Annotated in this window: 14 protein-coding genes; 7 read left to right on the forward strand and 7 right to left on the reverse strand. The window is 49.9% G+C overall.

Annotated features, from left to right (window positions below; translation table 11 throughout):
• Positions 1-187: 187 nt before the first annotated feature.
• Positions 188-919 (forward strand): hypothetical protein, encoded by a 732-nt coding sequence (locus tag M2133_RS13200; protein WP_277466648.1) that lies wholly within the window; start codon positions 188-190, stop codon positions 917-919.
• Between the two features lie 27 nt (positions 920-946).
• Here M2133_RS13200 and M2133_RS13205 read toward each other — a convergent pair whose 3' ends face one another.
• Positions 947-3,166 carry a S9 family peptidase gene (locus tag M2133_RS13205; protein WP_277466650.1) on the reverse strand — a complete coding sequence of 740 codons (2,220 nt, stop codon included), beginning with the start codon at positions 3,164-3,166 and terminating at the stop codon, positions 947-949.
• 176 nt (positions 3,167-3,342) lie between these two features.
• On the opposite strand from M2133_RS13205, the gene M2133_RS13210 reads away from it, so the two are divergent.
• The 4 genes from M2133_RS13210 to M2133_RS13225 all read left to right on the forward strand — a co-directional run bounded on the left by M2133_RS13210 (position 3,343) and on the right by M2133_RS13225 (position 8,900).
• Positions 3,343-5,235, forward strand: a complete 1,893-nt coding sequence (locus M2133_RS13210; RefSeq protein ID WP_277466651.1) for a C10 family peptidase — start codon at positions 3,343-3,345, stop codon at positions 5,233-5,235.
• 85 nt (positions 5,236-5,320) lie between these two features.
• Positions 5,321-5,683 carry a BlaI/MecI/CopY family transcriptional regulator gene (locus M2133_RS13215; RefSeq protein ID WP_277466653.1) on the forward strand — a complete coding sequence of 121 codons (363 nt, stop codon included), beginning with the start codon at positions 5,321-5,323 and terminating at the stop codon, positions 5,681-5,683.
• A gap of 24 nt (positions 5,684-5,707) precedes the next feature.
• A complete protein-coding gene (locus M2133_RS13220; protein ID WP_277466691.1) occupies positions 5,708-7,378 on the forward strand; it encodes a M56 family metallopeptidase in 1,671 nt (556 codons plus the stop codon).
• Positions 7,379-7,397: 19 nt separating this feature from the next.
• Positions 7,398-8,900 carry a hypothetical protein gene (locus tag M2133_RS13225; RefSeq protein ID WP_277466654.1) on the forward strand — a complete coding sequence of 501 codons (1,503 nt, stop codon included), beginning with the start codon at positions 7,398-7,400 and terminating at the stop codon, positions 8,898-8,900.
• A gap of 12 nt (positions 8,901-8,912) precedes the next feature.
• Here the strand turns inward: M2133_RS13225 and M2133_RS13230 are convergent, their stop codons facing one another.
• From M2133_RS13230 to M2133_RS13240, 3 genes are all read right to left on the reverse strand, one after another.
• Positions 8,913-9,944, reverse strand: coding sequence for an AI-2E family transporter (locus M2133_RS13230; RefSeq protein ID WP_277466655.1), 1,032 nt, complete (start codon positions 9,942-9,944; stop codon positions 8,913-8,915).
• Positions 9,945-10,023: 79 nt separating this feature from the next.
• Positions 10,024-11,475 carry a S41 family peptidase gene (locus M2133_RS13235; RefSeq protein WP_277466656.1) on the reverse strand — a complete coding sequence of 484 codons (1,452 nt, stop codon included), beginning with the start codon at positions 11,473-11,475 and terminating at the stop codon, positions 10,024-10,026.
• A gap of 3 nt (positions 11,476-11,478) precedes the next feature.
• Positions 11,479-13,284 carry a Na/Pi cotransporter family protein gene (locus M2133_RS13240; protein WP_277466657.1) on the reverse strand — a complete coding sequence of 602 codons (1,806 nt, stop codon included), beginning with the start codon at positions 13,282-13,284 and terminating at the stop codon, positions 11,479-11,481.
• A gap of 82 nt (positions 13,285-13,366) precedes the next feature.
• Between M2133_RS13240 and M2133_RS13245 the strand changes: the two genes are divergently transcribed.
• Positions 13,367-15,034: a nucleoside kinase gene (locus M2133_RS13245; protein WP_277466658.1), complete on the forward strand. Its 1,668-nt coding sequence runs from the start codon at positions 13,367-13,369 to the stop codon at positions 15,032-15,034.
• Positions 15,035-15,044: 10 nt separating this feature from the next.
• Complete coding sequence (locus M2133_RS13250) at positions 15,045-15,926, forward strand: DMT family transporter (RefSeq protein ID WP_277466659.1); 882 nt, start codon at positions 15,045-15,047, stop codon at positions 15,924-15,926.
• Between the two features lie 13 nt (positions 15,927-15,939).
• On the opposite strand, the gene M2133_RS13255 is transcribed toward M2133_RS13250, so the two are convergent.
• The 3 genes from M2133_RS13255 to M2133_RS13265 all read right to left on the reverse strand — a co-directional run bounded on the left by M2133_RS13255 (position 15,940) and on the right by M2133_RS13265 (position 19,211).
• Positions 15,940-18,267 carry a GH92 family glycosyl hydrolase gene (locus M2133_RS13255; protein WP_277466692.1) on the reverse strand — a complete coding sequence of 776 codons (2,328 nt, stop codon included), beginning with the start codon at positions 18,265-18,267 and terminating at the stop codon, positions 15,940-15,942.
• Between the two features lie 69 nt (positions 18,268-18,336).
• The gene (ruvC, locus tag M2133_RS13260) at positions 18,337-18,897 is read right to left on the reverse strand and encodes a crossover junction endodeoxyribonuclease RuvC (protein ID WP_277466660.1); all 561 of its coding nucleotides are present in this window, start codon (positions 18,895-18,897) and stop codon (positions 18,337-18,339) included.
• Entirely contained in the window at positions 18,894-19,211 is a 318-nt protein-coding gene (locus M2133_RS13265) for a DUF4286 family protein (protein WP_277466661.1), read from the reverse strand. Before M2133_RS13265 ends, ruvC begins: the two co-directional genes overlap by 4 nt.
• Positions 19,212-19,250 lie beyond the last annotated feature (39 nt).

Raw genomic sequence — 19,250 nt, forward strand, 5'->3', positions numbered from 1 at the left:
ATTTTGCCTCTGCCTTCGATGTGCCTTCGATATGCCTTCGATATGTCTTCGATGTAAATTCGATCAATCTTCGACAAAGAAACGATTTGGATATGTAAAAAACTTATTGTATCTTTAGCACAACATTAGAGGCATTCCTATGCCAATACCTTACATATAGTTTAATAACCAAAAAACAACTAAAATTATGGCTATCATTAGAAACCCCCTATTTGTGAATGTCAGTAGATCCATTGGTGACATAACGCTAAGGAACGTAAACGGCCGGACGATTGCCAGTAAACGGATCTATACGAACAAGAGTAAATCAGATAAACAACTATCCCGCAGAAGTAGTTTTTCACTTATGTCCCAATTAGGAAGAGATCTCAGGCCAATCTTAGAAATAGGTTTTCCAGCTAAAAATGGTTCTTATCCGCACACGAGTTTTATTAAGTGGAATAACACTCTGGCGAACTACTTTTCAACCTATACATCACCTTCTGAGTATAATTCGGTCTTATTTGATTTGCATACTGCCTTATTAGATCCCTTGTTTTTTGGACAAGTCTTATCTTCAAGCGGTAATTTGCATACCAAGGGATTTTTTAAGATCAACGACGAAAAACTACCGGAGGGCGCACTGGCTTTATCCTGTGATTATGAGGAAAACGATAGGGTGATATTAGGTGTATGTGCTGTTTTCTATTATGAAAACGTATATCATGGACAGATTAGACTGTTCAAAAAAAGCATTAACCTTCAGCAGGATATCGATTCGGATTGCCCTACTATTTTTAGGATAAACGAAACGACTATGCCTGAGTTGCAAAGCTGTACCTCTCTTCCTCCCGGAGCCATGCTGACAGGTTACATTCTGACAGGGATTGTACTCCGGAAAGAAGAAAGGTCTACTGCTACTTTTATGGCGATAAGCTAAAAATAAGACTTAGGCTTAGGCTCTTGTTTATTCCCACTCCGGCGGATCCTGTTTCTTGATGTGGCGGACAAAGAAGTCGTGTAAACGGTGCAATTCATAGGCGCCACCCAAGGCATGGCCGCGGGCGGGCAGGTAGAGCTGGTCGAAGTTCTTATTGGCTTTCACCAGGGCATTGACTACCTGCAGGGTGGATGTCGGGTCGACATTGTCGTCCAGTTCGCCGTTGACCAGGAAGAGTTTGCCTTTCAACAGGTGAGCATTCTCCATATTGGAGGAACGGACATACGCCTCATCCAGCGGATAACCCATCCACTGCTCGTTCCACCAGATCTTGTCCATCCGGTTGTCGTGGCAACCACAGAAGGCAACAGCTACCTTATAGAAGTCATTATGGAACAAGAGCGCTGCCATCGCATTCTGTCCACCGGCCGACCAGCCATAGATGCCCACATTGGAGATATCCATATAATTATATTTCGCTGCCGCCGCTTTCATCCACAGGATACGGTCGGGGAAGCCGGCATCTTTCAGGTTCTTCCAGCATACATCATGAAAAGCTTTCGAGCGGTTGGCTGTGCCCATCCCATCGATAGAAACGACAATAAAGCCCAGGTCCGCCAGTTTGGAGATGAGATGGTAAGTGGGACGGAAGCTTTTATCGACATGAGAGTCGTGCGGACCGGCATAAATCATCTCGATCACCGGGTAGGTCTTATTCGGATCGAAGTGGGAAGGGCGGATGATATTGCCCCAGATATCCGTTTTTCCATCGCGTCCTTTGGCATGGAACACCTCGGGCATCGTCCAGCCGTCGGCAACGAGTTCGGTGATATCACAACGTTCAAGTTCAAGTGTCACGCTGCCGTCGGCAGTCTTCTTCAATTGGCTGACCGGAGGAAGGTCGGGACGCGACCAGGCATCGACATAATAACGGTAATCTTTCGAGAAAGTCACCTGGTGGTTGGCATTCTCCGGTGTCAGATCGGTAAAGCCGCTACCGTCCAGGGCGATACGGCAATAGTGCACATTGTATGGGTCTTCATCCGGATTGAATCCCGAGGCGGTGAAATAGATCTGTTGACCCGCTTCATCGACATGGATTACGTCGCGCACGACCCATTGCCCGCGGGTAACTTGCCGTTTGACTGCACCTGTCCGACCATCCAATACGTATATGTGACGCCAACCGTCGCGTTCAGAGATCCAGAGTGTCTCTTCGCCATCGTTCAGGAAATGACGGTAGAGCGCGTTGTAATAGATAAATGTATTCGATTGTTCATCCACCACATGGCGGATGTCGCCCGTCGCGGCATCAACCTCGCCGATGATATAACGTTGGTGTCCGCGCTGGTTGTATTCAAAGGTAAAGGCACGGCTGTCTTTCCGCCAGCCGGTCACGTACAAGGCATACTGAGAGGCATACATCTCCGTTTGCAAAGGAATAAGTTTGCGTTCTTTCACATCGACCAGTACCGGATAGGCCACGGGCAGGACATCCCCCGGTTTGGCATAATCGCGCCATTGCAGGATAGGCTGCAACTGGCTTTCGGGCGACGACTGGATAAGCGGGATACGGCGTTCTTCGACATCACGCACCTTGACCGTTGCCAGCTTTTTGGAGTCGGGCGACCAGCTGATCTGGGAGCTATAATAGAAATGAGGAGCGCCATCGGAAGTGATGCGGATCTCATCTTTTTGTCCAACGGCACGTATATAGATATTGTTATCCTTGATATAGGCCTCCCACGCCTGGTCGGGCGACGCCACCTTGGTCGTGTCCCGGTGGCTCCGGCGCCAGCGCCTCGGCAGGGTCGGTTCCGTATCCTTGTTTTCCGTCAGCTTATTCTGACGTATAGCGTAGTCCCAGCTTTTCCCGTTGAGCGTGAAACTCAGTTTTTCTTTGCTCTCGAATTTGACATCTCGCAAGGGGAGTTTCCCGGCTTCAATAGGTAGGCCGGCTTCTTTGCTTAACAGCTGCGCCAGCTTTTGCTGATCGAAAGCTTTTTCTTTCTTGCCCTTTTCGGCATCCACCATATAATAGATGTCCCCTTCTTTTTCATGGTTCAGGTACCAAAAGGAAGGGGTATCCCCAATCCATTGGGGCCGGACCGCGGTGGAATAGGCTTTTTCATTCCGTTTCAACAGGGTGTCGACCCGTTCATAATCTGCTTTTGTGACCTGTGCTTTGAGTGATGACAGGCAGAAGAAAGCGATAAATAAAAGACTGATTACTTGTGCTCTTTTCATGACTTTTACGTTTAATGGCATAACTAATTATTTGTGTTTATAGATAAAAAACGCTTTTTTATCGGTATGAACAGCAAATGTATAGAAAAGATTTAGTTAAAGAGATGTTGTTTTGGATAGATTTTCATGAAGTTATCCTACTTTTGTACAATTATCTTATCTTATTGGATTAATATATGACTCGCCACCATTACTCTTTCGTTTGCCGGGCCTTGTCCCTTCTTTCTTTATGGTTACTGACACAATCTGTATTTGCCGGTCCGGTAGAGGAGTCGGCAGCCCGGAAGGTTGCCCAACGCTTTGTATCGGCTGTCGCGCCGTTGCGCGCGTCGGGCGACGAGCTGACACTGGTGCTTTCGGGTGAGACTCATCCGGCAACAGCCCTGCGCAGCGGGCAACAGGCGGCGCTTTACTATATCTATTCGCTGGGCGAAGGAAACGGTTTTGTGATTATCTCCGGTGAGGATACGGCATATCCTATCCTGGGTTATGCCACGGAAGGCATATTCCGGACGGATCAGATGCCGGACAACCTGACGCACTGGCTCTCGTTCTACCAGAAAGAGATGATCTTTGCCATTGAATCGGGTCTTCCGGCTACGGATGAAATCATCGCCCAATGGCATAATCCGGGAGAAAGAGCGAGCCTGATCCAGCCGGCGGTATTGCTGCCGACGGCGAATTGGGATCAGAGCGCACCTTATAATAATCTTTGCCCGACGGATGCATTAGGGAAAACATCGGTCACCGGATGTGTGGCTACGGCTATGGGTATTGTGATGAAACATTATAACTGGCCGGAGAAAGGCACAGGTATGCATACGTACCGGACCAAGACTGATTCGATCCGAGTGACGGCCTCTTTCAATACCTCTTACGACTGGGGGAATATGCTCGATAAATATACACAAACCGGTAGTCTTCCGAACTGGACGACCACCCAGGGCGAGGCTGTTGCCACGTTACTCTTTCACTGCGGTGTTTCGGTTGATATGAATTATACTTCGAAATCGAGTGGTGCCTATACCAACGATGTGATCACGGCACTTGTCGATCATTTCGATTACGACAAAAGCATCTCTTTATTGTCGCGTGATCTCTATTCGAGTGAAGAGTGGATGGCGATTGTCCGGGCGGAGTTGGACCTGAACTATCCCCTGATGTACGGCGGGGCTACCGAAGATATGGCCGGCCATTTCTTTATTATCGACGGCTATGCGACGACAGAGGATTATTTCCATGTGAACTGGGGATGGAGCGGTTATTCAGACGGGTATTACCGCCTGTCGAGCCTGGCGCCTACCTATCAGGGCATCGGTGGTAGTACGCCGGGTGCCGGTTACTCTTATTTGCAGGACGTGGTGGTCGGCATGCGCCGGGCCGAAAGCGGCTCTTATATTAATAATGAGTTGTATTTCTATGTCCCACAGAACGATAGCGCGAAAGGAGATTACGGCCTTTATCTCAAAGACACAGAGTATATTCTCCGGAACGAGCCTTTTTTACTTTGTTATACCTACTTCGCCGATTACGGATGGCGGGATTTCCATGGGGAGATCGGCGTATTCCATGAAGACAAGAACCAAATGGTGAAAGATACGCTCGATATTATGGTTACCGACGAGAAAGGGCTGCCTGCCGGTTACTCGTACTACGACAATGAAGGCATGGAGCTGACTGTGAAGAGCGAGGTAGACGAAGGCGACAGGATCCGGATGTATTACCGGCCGGAAGGGCATGACTGGCGTCCGCTGCGGGGAGAACCGGGCACGGTAAGCCATCTGGCGGTTTATAATGAATCGCCGACAAATACGACTGTCATTACCCAAGAAGAAACGATTCGCACGACCATGGAAGCAGGAAAGCTATTGATTCATTTCTCACCGGGTACGGAGATCCGGCAGGTGAAAGCCTATACGCTACAGGGACAGGAGGTGGTTGCCCGAGTTTACCAGAGCAATGTTTCGCCGATTGTCGCCGACCTGAGCGACTTTGCCAACCGGGCATTGGTCGTGACGATCCAGACCGCCGAAGGGGTGATCTCGCGGAAGGTAATCCCCCGGAAATAACAACTGTTAATACTATTTAACTCCTTTTCTTTTGCTTGTTTACGACTTATTCGTAGGTTTGTCTGGTAGTCATAAAATAAGTATCATGGAAAAGTTGACAATACAGGAAGAGGAAGCGATGCGCCGGATATGGAAAGCCGCTCCCTGTTTCATCAAAGACATTCTGGCCACCTACGAGGAGCCTAAGCCTCCTTATACCACATTGGCCTCTGTGGTTAAGAATCTGGAACGGAAAAAGTATGTAAAAGCCAAACGGTGTGGAAACACCTATCAATACTACCCTTTGATTGAAGAAGGGGAGTATAAGCGTACGTTTATGAGTGGAGTAGTGACCAACTATTTTGCCAGCTCGTACAAAGAAATGGTTTCCTTTTTTGCCAAGGAGCAGAAGATATCCTCGGACGACCTGAAGGAGATCATTCATATGATTGAGAAAGGAAGAGAATAATCCCTTAAAACGTGCTGTATGCCTATAAGTCCCGAATTGGCCTACTTCCTGAAGGTAAATGTGGCCTTCGCATTCTTTTACGCCTTCTACCGGTTGCTCTTTTATAAGGACACCTTCTTCAAATTACGCCGTGCGATCCTGTTGGCTTTCTTCGGGCTGGCGATGGTCTATCCTTTGTTCAATATGCAGGAATGGGTCAGGGAACAGGAACCGATCGCGGAGGTGATCTACTATTATTCCCTATTGATCACTCCGGAAGTGGAGGCGGCAGAAGCGGCCGGACCGGATTGGATCAGTATCCTGGGAACGGGTTTAGGGCTGACGTATATCGCCGGGATTTTGGGGTTGACGATCCGTTTCTTCGTGCAGTTGGGCAGTATCATCTGGCTGGCCAGACGGAGTAAAAAGATCATGATTGGAGATGTTCAGGTTTTTGCCCTTGATAAACCGGCAGGGCCTTTCAGTTTCTTCCGCTGGATCTTTATCCATCCCGGAAGCCATTCGGAGAAAGAAACGGACGAGATCCTGACGCATGAATGCACGCATGTCAGTCAGTGGCACTCCATCGATGTGATTATCAGTGAATTTATAACGATAACCTGCTGGTTCAATCCTTTTACCTGGTTATTGAAAAGGGAGGTGCGGCATAACCTCGAATACCTGGCGGATAATACGGTACTGGAATCGGGGTACGACAGTCGGAGTTACCAGTATCACCTCCTGGGCCTTGCGCATCATAAGGGCTCGACGCATCTGTACAACAGCTTCAATGTATTGCACCTGAAGAACCGGATCGGTATGATGAACAAAAAGCGCAGTCGGGGGATCGGACGCACCAAATACCTGATGTTCGTGCCGTTGGTGCTTTTGTTGATGATAGTCAGCAATATCGAAGCCGTCGCGCGTATCACGAAGAACGTTGCCCGCGACATCACGCCTCCCCTGCTGCAGGCGATAGAGAATATATCTCCATTATATACACTCAAAGAGACGGAAACACCTGTTACGGCTTCGGTGGAAGAAGAGGTAGAAGAGGAGGTCACTTCAGAGGTCTTCACGGTAGTGGAAAAGATGCCCCGTTTCCCGGGTGGGGATGCGGTATTATTGAAGCACCTCAGTAAGAACCTGGTATATCCCAGGGATGCAGCGTCTGCGCGTATCGAAGGGCGGGTGGTTGTTTCTTTTGTCGTGCGGAAAGATGGTTCGGTTACGGATCCGGTAGTGGTACGAGGCATACACCATAGCTTAGATGCCGAAGCGATACGGGTGGTCGGCGACATGCCCAAATGGGAACCCGGGACGCAAAGAGGCAAACCGGTGAATGTGAAATACACCGTTCCCGTTCAATTCCGCTTACCTGCGGAAGAGCAGGCTGAAGGTCATGTATTCACCGTCGTAGAGCAAATGCCCCGTTTCCCGGGTGGCGAAGCGGCACTATTGAAATACATCAGCTCGCAAATCAAGTATCCGGTGCGGGCACAGGAGGAAGGCATCCAGGGACGCGTCGTGGCATCGATGGTGGTCGATGCGGACGGCAATATAAAAGATATTGAAGTGATTCGCGGTATTGATCCGGATCTGGACAGAGAAGCCAAGCGCGTAATCAGCTTATTGCCCAAATGGCAACCCGGAGAACAACGGGGCAGGAAGGTCAGCGTCAAATATACTATTCCGATACAATTCCGACTACAATAGATACATAAATACAGTACATATGAAAAGGTTCTTTTTATTTTTCTGTTGCCTCACCATCACCGGGGCAGCACAGGACATCTCATTGCAAGAATTAGTGAACCGCAAGCAGTTTGCAGAGGTCATCAATCAGGCGAAACACTTTACGGCAACCGACTCGGCCGACTACGCATCCATGTATGCCGCCGGACAGGCGTATGAAGGACTATTGCGTTATCCGGCAGCCTACAATTACTTCCGCCATTGTCTGGATATGGACACGACCAATATCGATATACTGAATACGCTGGCCCGTCTGGCAACCAATATCGGGAAAGCAACCGATGCCAAGCAATACTTCCACAAAGTACTGGAGAAAGACAGTATGAACTTTTATGCCAACTACCAGTTGGCCCGCCTGCACCAGCAGTTGGGGGAATACGAGATGGCGATCGATAAATATCGGTTCCTGCAAGGCGATGGGGAAGACAATCCGGTGTTGCTGCGCAATATGGGCGACTGCTACACGCGCATGGAGTCGTTCCAGGGCGCCTCGCTCTGTTATTTCCGGGCATACAATGTGAACCGGGAGAACGCCTCACTGGCCAGCGCATTGATCAACACTTTGTTACGGATGGGACCCGCCACTGCAGGGGATGCCCTGGCGATCTGTGACACCGCGCTCTATTACAATCCGGAAAACAAGCAATTGCTCAGCAATAAGGGCATGGCACTTTATATGAACAAGAAATACCTGGAAGCCGATACGCTCTACACCCAACTGATGGAGGCCGGCGACTCGACATTCCTCACCGTCAAATACGCCGGGGTATGCCGCTATTATGGGGGTAAATTTCTGGATGCCATCGAGCCGTTGGAACTGACTTACGAGAGAGATACGACCGCCGCCGATGTATGCCTGTTGTTGGGCTCGGCATTGGGTAAGACCTATGACCGCAAGCGGGCGTTTGTATTGCTCAATAAAGCAGAGGAAAACATGAAACCGGATCCTTTCCTGGTGCGCCAACTCTTACGCTACCGGGCAGAGACCTACCGCAAGGACGGCAATATCGAGATGTCCGACAAACTCTATTATCAGGCGTGGAAAGAGGAGCCGGAGAACCTCGATCTATTGGCTTACCTGGTCAGTTCGGGACATAACCAGTCGCACATTGAGTTTCTGGATATAAACAAGAACGAGCGAGCGCGTCAGAAGACCATCTTCCTGCGGGTATTGTATATGCGGGAGAGTATCAAGGCGAATCAGATCAAGCCTTCTTTTCACTACCACCGCTATTTCCTTGAGACGCTCTATAACGATATGTTTTTCCGCAGTGTGACGGAAGAGCCGATGCTCGCACCGGACGGGAAGAAGAGCACGATTAATGTGGTCGACTTGCGGTATATCATCAATCAATTACCCGAGATGCCGGAAGAGGCCAGAGAAGACCGGGAGAAGGAGCTTAAGTTGCTCAACGATATGCGGGAATACATGAAAAAGCAGGAAGAGGAGAAAGCAAAAATAAAAGCCAAGAGCGGGGAATAACAGTCTATTCCCCTATCCCGCTTCAGCATTGCTCTTTTTCTTCTCATCAAGGAATTCTTCCTTGAAGATATTGACGCATAAAAGGAAAGCAGCAATCAGGATCGGGCCGAAGATCACGCCGATAAAGCCGAACAGCGATAGGCCGATAACGACTCCGAAGATGGTCACCAAGGGGTGCGTATCCGCCATCTGCTTCTGCAGCATGAAACGGATCAGGTTATCGATATTGGAGATGACCAGCAGCGCGTAGATTGCCAGACCGATCGCGTTGAACCAATCGCCCGTCAACGCCAGATAGGCGGCCAACGGGAACCAGACCAGGCCGGTGCCTACGATCGGGATCACGGTCGCCACACAGGTGATAAGCCCAAAGACCAGGGGTTGAGGTGTCTGGAAAATGAAATAGCCGATCGTAGCGATCGCGCCCTGGATCACAGCCAATAAGGGGATACCGATCGCGTTGGATTTAACCAATACATAGATTTCTTTCACTACCCGGTCTTTATTCCGTTTGCTGAAAGGCAAAAGGGTATAGATATACGCTTCGAAGGGACGGATGCTGACCAGCATAAAATAGAGCACAAAGAGTAGGGTCACGGCATTGATCGCAAAACTGCTGATATTGCCCATCAGGGACTGCCCGATCTTAGGCAGCAGCGTGGCTACGGAAACCACATTATCCATATTAAAGATATTGTAACCGGTCTTCTCGAGGATCAGGTCCGACACATGCTGCGCGGCCGCAATCAACGCGGCAGTATCCAGATTGAAATCTTGTAGTTTATTGATAAACAACCAGATCATCAGCGACAGCGGAACCAGTACCACCAGGACAATCTCGCCCAATAGCAATAAAGCCGCCCAGCTCGGTTTCATCTGTTTCTTCTCCGTCAGATAAAGCATCTGCCGGCGCACGAGCACGTAAATGGTAAACGCCCCCAGGATCCCACCCAGGAAAGGCAACATCTCCCGAAAAAGCACTACACCCAGCCCGACAATCAATACGACCAGAGCTACCCGGCTATACACTTCCTTTTCTGTCATTTCTTATCTATTTCTATTGTCTAAGAAAAACAGTTGAATTCTCCCGATTGTTCTCCTTTTGCCGGAGAATGTATAGAACTTAATCCTCTTGCGGAACAATCAATCCTTGATTCGGTCTTCTTTCCAGGGAAGAGGCGACCGGGATCATTCCTGAAGAGTGATCGGGAGTTGCCGGGGCGCTGCGTAAGCCGAAGCTGCTCTTACCAGTGATTTCGTCCAATGCCGTCGATAAGAGGGTTTCCCGGGTATCCCCTAAAGGATAAAGTTTGCTATTGAGATGATACTCATAGATCTCCACATCGGGTTCAAAACCGATCTGGCTGTATGCGGCATCGTCTACGTCTACCGCGTTACGGATCCTCAACGTAATCGGATGGAGGATCCAGCCATAGTCTAAATTATCGCCGTACGTATTGGAGCCGACAGCCTTGCCGACAGTCCAATCACCGATCAGGCGCACACTACTCATATAAGGCTTCAACCCGTTGATCACGGCTTCCGAAGAGGAGGCAGTAAACTGCCCGGTTAAGACCCAGAGACGATTCAGATCCAGATTCTCTGCCGCAACCGTCTTCGAGAACGGGATAATGGTTTCGTTATTGGCCTGTTTGCCGTTATAAGTCATTTTGCTGAAAGTCTTGCCCAAGGCGTTAGCCGGCGCCAGGTAAGAAGCCAACAGTGTCGCACACGAGACCAATCCGCCCCCGTTAAAGCGCAGGTCGAGCACAAACTCATTGACTCCCTGGGCTTTGAAATCGGCAAAGATAGCTTTCATCTGGTTGTCGTATGCCTTATCCGTTTTCCCTTCCGCCTGCGAAGAGAAATGGTTATACACCAGATAGCCGATTTTCTTTCCTTCGATCTGATAGACCGAGTCTTTCAAGAAAGGATTGTTCTCCACAAGACGTGCGGCAGGCATATTTATATCCGGTTTGTTTTCCAATCGCTGCGTTTCGGGGTTATAAAACCCGACTTTAAAGACAGACGCGTTTCCGCCTTCCAATTGGGCCATATAGTCCGTAATATTATTTTCTTTGCCATCCACGCCATAGATCCAGTCATCGCGCAGCAACCCCGCTTCTTCTGCCGGAGAACCGGGCAAAACATAAAGCACCCGGGCGTAATAGTATCCCGCAGCATTGCCTTGCTGGTTCGTAACCGTATAGACGATATACTGAAACCCATAACTCGGGTCCAGGTCTGATGCCGCCTTGGTATCTTCCCTTTTCTTCTCAATATAAGAGAAATGATAGAGATGCTTTCCCTTTTCATCGGTCTTCCCATCTTTATCCGACAGCATATTTTCGAAAATATCTTTGGGGTTTAATTCCAGATCCAGGTCTTCTTTATCCGGTATTTCATCATACCACAGATAATGATCTTTCATGGTTTTCTGGATCCAGGTATTGGCCTTTTTGTTTTCCGAATCGGTAGACGGACCATCGGGTCCATCATCCTTGTCGTCACTACAGCCGACAAATAATGCCGTGCCCAAAAGAGCGACGATCAAATAATACGCATAGACTTTCATAATTTATATCTTTTTCTCTATTACCGCCTGCACTACATTCAGGATATAATCGCCCAGTTTCTCAAACTCCGCGATAATATCCATATAATAAACACCATCCTGGTAGTCATACTTCTTTTCATGCACGTCTTCCAGGTTGTTGAGCTTCAACTGATTCCGGTAGTTGTTGATCTCATTCTCCAGGTTGTACGACGGGTTGATCTCGTCGTGTGTCGGCTCTTGCATATTCAGTACCACATTCATCCGGCGCAGGGCTTTCTCCACTAACCGGAGCATGGTCTCGATATTCTTATTCTGTTCGTCGGTGAATGACGACTTGCCTTCGTTGCGCCGCTTGATCGAGCGTGCCAGGTTATAACAGGAGTCCGCGATACTCTCGATCTCCGTCACCGTACGCAGCATCACCCGGATATCTTCTTTCCCTTCCGAGCTCAGGCGGCCTTCCGATACGTAGGTAAGGTATTTGGCAATCTCCACCTCCATCCGGTCGCTTATGCTTTCGTATTTCTCTACCCGGCTGTAGATATTCAGGAATTCGTCTTCACTCTTCTCGCCGATCAGTTCTTTCACCATCTCCAGCATGCGGGCGGTACGTTCGCCATAGACGGCAATTTCTTTATGGGCCTGCATCAGGGAGAGCTCCGAGGTGGACAGCATACCCGAAGAGATATATTTGAGTTGGAACTCTTCTTCTTCACTCTCGCTCTTCGGTTTGATAATCGCCGAGCAGACTTTTACGTAAAGCTTAACAAACCATACCATGATGCAGACATTGGCAATGTTGAACACCGTATGGAAAAGCGAAAGTCCGTAAGAGACGGAGACCTGTAACGACATCAACTGCTTTTGCAGATCGATCAGGTGGGGATCCGTCAAGGTCCCTCCGGAGGTGATGGCCGCGATGGTCTCCTGATCCAATGTATTGAGGAACTTCATCATCGCCTGTGGGTCACCGGGTCCATAATTCGTTACGATCCAGGAGATCGCGTTGGTAAACGGCTGGAAGATCGCCAAGACCCAGAGTACGCCAAAGACATTGAACATCATGTGTGCGATAGCCGCCCTTTTGGCCGAGATATTACCCGAGAGCGCCGCGATATTCGCCGTAACGGTCGTCCCGATATTCTCACCCAGGATCATGGCAGCCGCCATATCGAAAGGGATCCAGCCTTTGGTACACATCACCAGGGTAATGGCAACGGTCGCACTCGACGATTGCAATATAATGGTCAGGATCGTTCCCAATCCCAGGAAAAGCAAGATCGAAAGGTATCCCATCTGGGTATAACCTTGCAGGAACGAGAGGATATCCGGACTACTCTGCAGGTCGGGCACCGATTCTTTCAGGTAGGCCAGCCCCATAAACAGGAACGCGAAACCCAATAGGAATTCACCCAAAGACTTGCGTTTGCTCTTATTGGAAAAGATCAACGGAAGGCAAATCCCGATCAACGGAAGGGCAAACAGGCTGATATCGATCTTAAACCCGAACAGGGAGATCAGCCAGGCGGTAACCGTGGTTCCCACGTTGGCTCCCATAATCACACTGATGGACTGCGCCAGGGAGAGCAAACCGGCATTGACGAAACTGACCACCATCACGGTTGTGGCGGTGGAAGACTGGATTAACGCTGTGATTAAGATACCTGTAAATACACCGGTTACACGGTTGGTAGTCATTACCGAGAGGATCGACCGGAGCTTGTCGCCTGCTAATTTCTGCAACCCCTCGCTCATCACTTTCATCCCATACAGGAACATTCCCAATGCCCCTACCAGGGTCAGAAAGTCAAAAAAAGAGTAGTTCATTAAAAATAGTTTTTCCGGATTGTATATCCGATTAATATTCTTTACTTTGGGGGGCGAAATTACAAATAAAAGGTGATATTATATGTCTGATACAATTACTATTTTCTGTAAAAACAACAACCGATACGCCGAAGTTCCAGTGGGTTCATCTTTAATCGATATTTTTCAATTGGTAGGGGCTCCTCTATCTTATACGCCGATGAACGCACAAGTCAACAACAAGACAGAAGGTCTTACCTACCGCTGCTGGCATTCGAAGGATGTCGAATTTATCGATTACACCAAATCGTCGGGTCTGCGCACCTATGTGCGTTCCCTCTGCCATATCCTCTCCAAAGCGGTATACGAAGTGCTTCCCAATGCAATGATGTATCTGGAACATCCGATATCGAAAGGCTATTATTGCGTGATCCACAACGGAAAGACACTCAATCAAGAGACGATCGACCAAATCAAAGTGAAAATGCAAGAGATCATTGATGCCGATCTGCCTTTTATCCACCGCTCCATACGCACGCCCGACGCCACAGTCTTGTTCCGCGAAAGAGGCTTGGAAGACAAAGCGCGACTGATCGAAACCGCCGGTATGCCTTATACTTCCTACTTCGAACTGGATGGTCATATCAACTATTTCTACGGTTGCCTGACGCCCTCCACCCGCTATGTCAATCTTTTCGACCTGGTGCCCTACGAGAACGGTATCTTATTACGGGTTCCCCAAAGGGATAATCCCCTGGAATTGGAAGAGGTGATCCCACAGCCTAAGATGTTTGAGGCTTACAAAGAACATCTCACCCTCCAGCGCACCGTTGGCATCGACAATGTCGGCGACCTGAACCACGCCATCGAGAACGGCCATACGCGCGAAACGATCATGGTATCCGAAGCCATGCAAGAAAAACAGGTGGCCCATATCGCCGTGAAGATCGCCCGCGGCTACCAGAACGGTGTGCGCATCGTACTGATCTCCGGACCTTCCTCTTCGGGCAAGACGACGTTCAGCAAACGGTTGGGCATCCAACTGATCACCAACCTCATCCACCCGGTCAGCATCTCGCTCGACGATTATTTCCTCGACCGCGAAGATACACCGCGGGATGAGAACGGCGAATACGACTTCGAATCCTTATACGCCCTCGACCTCCCCTATTTCAATAGCGACCTGAAGAAACTACTGAACGGGGAAGAGATCGATCTGCCTTCTTTCAATTTCGAAACGGGTTGCCGCCAATACAAAGGGAAGAAGCTTAGACTGCAGGAGAACTCCATCCTGATCGTCGAAGGCATCCATGCGCTTAATCCGGAACTGACGGCCTTTATCGAAGACAGTTATAAATACCGGGTGTATGTATCCGCCCTGACTTCGATCTCGCTCGACGATCACAACTGGATCCCGACCACCGACAACCGCCTGTTGCGCCGTATCGTGCGCGATTACCGGTTCCGGGGTTACTCGGCACAGGAAACGATCTCGCGCTGGCCCAGTGTGCGCCGGGGCGAAGACAAATGGATCTTCCCCTACCAGGAGAATGCCGATGCGATGTTCAACAGCGCCATGCTTTATGAGTTAGCCGCTTTGCGTAAATTCGCCGAGCCGATCCTGTCGGAAGTCAGACAAACGGATCCGAGCAATGCGGAAGCCTACCGGTTATTGCGTTTCCTGCGTTACTTCAGCTATATCCACGAATCGGATCTGCCGGGCACCTCCCTGCTCCGGGAATTCCTCGGCGGCGGCACATTCAAGTATTAAAGAAAGAGCGATGAGAAGCACCTTCCTGAAGCTTCACCTGTCCATCCTACTGGCGGGGTTTACCGGATTGTTCGGTAAACTCATCGCCTTGAATGAGGGGCTGTTGGTCTGCTACCGGATGCTTTTCGCCGCCCTTATCCTTTTCCTGATCTTATGGATCCGGGGCAAGCTCACGCGCGTATCCCGGAAGGAACTGGCAAAGATCGCCGGGACCGGCTGCCTGTTGGCACTCCACTGGGTGTTCTTCTACGGGAGTATCAAACAAGCCAATATCTCTATCGGTGTGATCTGCTTTTCTTTAGTCAGCTTCTTTACTGCCTGGCTGGAACCGTTGATCTATCGGCGACGCATCTCCGCGATGGAATTGTTCTTCAGCCTGATCACCGTCTGCGGTATCCTGTTGATCTTCCAACTGGATACCCGCTACCGTACCGGCATTCTATTGGGCATCATCTCTTCTGCCCTGGCCGCCCTGTTCACGATCGTCAACAAAAAGGTAGGCGTCCGACATGCTTCCACCACGATGCTTCTGTACGAGATGGCCGGAGGCTGCCTTCTCCTGGTCTGCCTGATGCCTCTTTACCTGCACTTTTTCCCGGTGGAATCGGTATTTCCGGATGCGACCGACTTCTTTTGGCTACTCGCCCTGGCCTTTTTCTGTACGATCGGTTTGTATCTTCTCCAGATCGAAGTGCTCCAGACCATCTCCGCCTTTACCGTCAACCTGAGTTACAACCTGGAACCGGTCTACAGCATCATCCTCGCCATGTTGTTCTTCGGCGAAGCCAAAGAGCTCACCTTTGCCTTTTACGTCGGTTTGGGACTGATCATCCTCTCCGTCCTATTCCAGACATTCTACTCCCTCCGCTCCCAACAATCAGTCAGAAGCTGATGGCTTTTATCTTTCAATGCGCGGCAGTCAGGGAATAGGGTTTATCTTCTTTGCCAAATATTCTTTTCTTATTCGGAGAAGCCGACATTTCGAAGGTCAGGACACCACCGTCTTTGATGTCGTCGTAAGTGATATACGCTTTGTTGTATGGCTTGCCGTTCAGCTGAACCGCTTTCACATAGCGGCGGTTGTCGCTCACCTTGTCGGCCACGATCTCCAGGTATTTGCCTTCGCCCACTTTGACTTTCATATACGGGAAATAGGGGGCGCCGAAGATATACTGATCGGAGCCGGGGCAGACGGGATAGAAGCCCATCGCCGTAAAGATATACCAGGCCGACATCTGTCCGCAGTCGTCATTCCCACAGAGACCGTCGATAGCCGTTTGATACATGCGGTTCATGATCTCGCGTACCCAGTACTGCGTGCGCCAGGGTTGCGAAGTCCAGGCATACAGGTAGGCGATATGGTGGCTGGGTTCATTGCCGTGTACATAGTTACCCATAATGCCTTCGCGCGTCACATCTTCCGTATGCTCAAAGAATTCATCGGGCAGGTGCATGGTGAACAGCGAGTCCAGTCGATTGACAAACACCTTGTCGCCTCCCATCTGTTGGATCAGGCCGTTCACATCGTGCGGCACATAGAACGAATAGTTCCATGAGTTTCCTTCGATAAAGCCTTCGCCATGGGTATTCAACAGGTCGAACGGTGTTTTCCAGCTGCCGTCGCTCCGGCGGGCACGCACAAAGCCCAGGGTGGGATCAAATACGTTCTTGTAGTGGTTCGCCCGTTTTTTGTAGATCTCCGCCTCTTTCGTGCGGTTCATTTTCTTTGCCGTATGGTAGATTGTCCAGTCGTCGTAGGCATATTCGAGCGTGATGGACGAGCCGCTGCCGTTTTTATCGAAAGGCACATAACCCAGTCGCTTGTATTCGGCCGTGCCGTCATAATAATCCACATTCGAGCTGTTGATCATCGCCTCCAGGGCTTTCGACCGGTCGATAGCAATGCCTTTATCGATCGCGTCGGCCAATACGGAGACCGAGTGATAACCGATCATACACCAGTTTTCATTGCCCATGTGCGACCATACCGGCAGCGCCTTGTGTACGCTCTGTTCATAGTGTGCCAGCATGGAGTGCACGATATCCTTACTCCGGTCCCGGTTGATCAGGTTAAACAGCGGATGCAGCGCCCGGTAGGTATCCCATACGGAGAAGACCGTATAATTGGTAAAGCCATCCGCCTGATGAATATTATGGTCGATGCCCCGGTATTGGCCGTCGACATCCATATAGACCGACGGATTGATCAGCGTATGATAAAGCGAAGTATAGAGCATGGTCTTTTTGTCGTCATCGCCTTTTACCTCGAGGACATCCAGCTCGCGATTCCATTTGTCCCAGGCCTGAGCCACCAGCTGGTCGAAGGTTTTTCCGGCTGTCTCCGCCTCCAGATTCCTGACGGCTCCTTCCGTACTGACTGCCGAGAGAGCCACGCGGATCTCTAAGGTATGCTCCGGATCCTTTCCGAAATCGAAATGGGCAACGATCTTTCTGCCACTCATCTCCGGGAAGTTATGATGTTGGTCGAACTTCCGCCAGAAGCCCATATACAGAGGTTTCTCTTTCTCCGTAAAACCGTATTCCTTGATCGGTTTCGACAGCGAGATGGCAAAATAGGTATAGTTCTCACGCGCCCATCCGTTGGTGATGCGGCAGCCGGTCAGCAGCGTATCGTTCTCCACCCGGATATTGGACCATAACACTTTCCCGTCGTAATTGTAGATGCCGTGAGTCAGATCGAGCAGGAACTTCATCTCTTCACCGGCCGGAAAACAATAACGGTGTATGCCCACGCGTTCGGTTGCCGTCAGTTGCGCTTTCACCCCGTAGTCGTCGAGCATGACTTCGTAATAACCTGGCGAAGCTTTCTCCGTCTCATGTGAGAAACGCGAACGGTAGCCGCTATCCGGATCTGTGGCTGTGCCTGGGTTACTTTTGATCGCGCCCGTAACCGGCATGATCAGGATATCTCCCAGGTCGGAATGGCCCGTGCCACTCAGGTGGGTGTGGCTGAAACCGACGATCGTGCGGTCGTCATACTGATACCCGGCGCAATAGCGATAGGCATCCGCCTGATACGCCCCGTTGATATTATGCGGGATCGTGTCCGTGTCCGGACTTAACTGCACAATACCATGCGGCACACAGGCACCGGGGAACACATGCCCCATCTTTTCCGTTCCGATCATCGGATTTACATAGGAAGCTTTCTCACGCGCGAATATAAAAGGCGTGACGAACAGGCATAAGCCTATTACATAATTCTTTTTCATCATAAGGAGTCTAATAGATTTATTTAAACACAATAATAATATACAGTATAAGTAGCCAAAGCAGCTATTCTATTTCTTTGTCCTTCCCGGATTCTTCGCGATATAATCTTTCCATCCGCTGTATTTCTTCTCCGAGACAGGATTGTTGGACTGAAGGAAATGGCAGACCGCAGCCGCCAGCCCATCCGTGGCATCCAACTGCGGCAGCATGGACTCGTTGGGGATGTTCAGGATCCGTTGCAACATACCGGCCACCTGTTCTTTGGCCGCCTGCCCATTCCCCGTGATAGCCATCTTGATCTTCAATGGCGCATATTCAAAGATCGGGATATCACGTTCGAGGGCCGCCGCCATAGCGACTCCCTGTGCCCGCCCCAGCTTGAGCATACTCTGCACGTTCTTGCCGAAGAACGGCGCTTCAATAGCCAATTCATCCGGATGATATTCGTCGATCAGGCCGGACACCCGCTCAAAGATCTTACGCAAGCGCAGGTAGTGATCTTCGTATTTATTCAACTGCAGCACGCCCATAGCCTCCATTCGGGGACGGTTACCATCCACCCGCAGCACCCCATAACCCATCACAATCGTTCCCGGGTCGATACCCAATATGATCCGTTCCTTTTTCATGCCTCCCAGTCGATTTCCTCCAATAAGGTCGAGAAACCAACCACGCGGCTACCGAAGCGTTCGCTCAACGCCTTATGCAATTGGCCGCCTTCACGCTCCATCCAGTAATTCAACGTATCGATATTCTTCACCCGAAACTGGACTGCGTAGCTGCAGCCTTCCTCCTGTTCGGCGGCATGCAACACTTTCCGCAGACAGGGATTGTGCAGAAATCCACTGGAGGCAGCTTGGGGCATATAGGTCTTTTTCAGATATTGCAAGCATTCTTCCAACACCTCATTTGCGATATGAAAGGTAGTATTATAGATAATCATCCGTCCGGCTCTAAAATTTCATAGCAAAGATAGCGCTAA

It is taken from the genome of Parabacteroides sp. PF5-6, assembly GCF_029504695.1.
Taxonomy (GTDB): domain Bacteria; phylum Bacteroidota; class Bacteroidia; order Bacteroidales; family Tannerellaceae; genus QVMG01.